The organism is Kitasatospora sp. NPDC059817, from assembly GCF_042731835.1.
Lineage (GTDB): Bacteria > Actinomycetota > Actinomycetes > Streptomycetales > Streptomycetaceae > Kitasatospora.
Genome location: NZ_JBHWIR010000151.1, coordinates 17,754 through 19,112, shown reverse-complemented (window position 1 = coordinate 19,112; position 1,359 = coordinate 17,754). Strand labels below are relative to the sequence as shown.

Genomic DNA, 1,359 nt, shown 5'->3' with positions numbered 1-1,359 from the left:
AATTCCCGCCGGGCGCGCGACGCCGGGCATCCCGCCTGGACGCACCGGCGAAACGTCCAAGTACGACCCAGTACGAGGACGCTTCGCCGGCGCGCCCAGCCGGGCGCCCAACGCCGCGCGCTGATCCGCCGCGAATTGTCAGACACGCCCTGGCACGATCACCCACCAGGAGAATTGTCATGCGCCCTCGCGTTGTCTGCGGAATCGCGGCCGCCGTCGCCCTGTTCGCCACGGCCTGCGGAAGCGGTGCCGGAAGCGGTGCCGGAAACGGCGGCGGGGGAGGCGGAGAGCGCGGCGCGGCCGGCGCCGCCCAGACCGCCCCGGCCGGCGGCTACCCCGTCAAGGTGGCCGACTGCGCGGACCGGGAGACCACCATCGCCAAGGCCCCCGCCAAGATCGTCACCAGCAATGCCGCCGCCCTGGAGATACTGCTCCAACTCGGCGCGGGCGACCGGGTGATCGGCACCGGCTTCCCTCCCGGCAAGGGCACCCTCCCGCCGGCCCTGGCCGAACAGGGCGCCAAGGTGCCGGTGCTCGGCGACAAGACGATCCCCAAGGAGAAGCTGCTCGGCTCCGGCGCCGACCTCTACGTCGACACCTTCGGCGCGATGCCGATGATGGGCGGCGGCGCCACCGGGCCCAGCGAGGAGGAGTTCGCGGCGGCCGGCATCCAGCACGTCTACCTCCTCTCGACCGCCTGCGCCGGCACCCCCAAGGCCGCCAAGGCGCCGCGCACCGACCTGTCCGGGGTCGAGAACGACATCCGCCGCCTCGGCGCGGTCACCGGCACGGCCGCCCGCGCGGAGGAACTCGTCACCGGGATGGAGAAGCAGGTCGGCGAGGTGCGCACCGCCCTCGCCGGCGTCGCGGAGGCGCAGCGGCCCGGCTACTTCGTCTTCGACTTCGACGCCGGCACCAAGCAGCCGGTGGCGGTCTGCGGCCGGCAGGTCGCCAACGCGGTGATCACCCAGGCCGGCGCCCGCAACGTGTTCGCCGACTGCGACGCCGACTTCAAGCCCGGCTCCTGGGAGGACGTCGTCGCCAAGAACCCGGACTGGATCCAGCTCGCCGTCCGCAACCGGGGCAGCGAGGAGGCCACCCGCAAGGCCTTCGACGACGCCGAGGCGTTCCTGCGCGGCTTCCCCGCGACCCAGGGCCTGAAGGCCGTCCAGGAGGGCCACTTCGTGCGGCTCGGCTCCGAGGTCACCACCATCGCGGGCGTGCGCAACGCCGACGCCGTCCGGCAGATCGCCGCCACCGTCCACCCCGACCTCGTCAAGAACGGGCAGTAGACGGTGACGTCGGCCGTCTCCGCCGAACGGCGCGAGGAGCCCCGCCCGGCCCGCACCCTGCGGGCCG

At 73.8% G+C, this 1,359-nt stretch carries 1 protein-coding gene; it reads left to right on the top strand.

Going from position 1 to position 1,359, the window contains the following annotated elements; all coding sequences use genetic code 11:
* The first annotated feature begins 179 nt into the window (after nucleotides 1-179).
* Nucleotides 180-1,292, top strand: a complete 1,113-nt coding sequence (locus ACFV61_RS26660) for an ABC transporter substrate-binding protein (RefSeq protein ID WP_380494305.1) — start codon at nucleotides 180-182, stop codon at nucleotides 1,290-1,292.
* The last annotated feature ends 67 nt before the right edge of the window (nucleotides 1,293-1,359 follow it).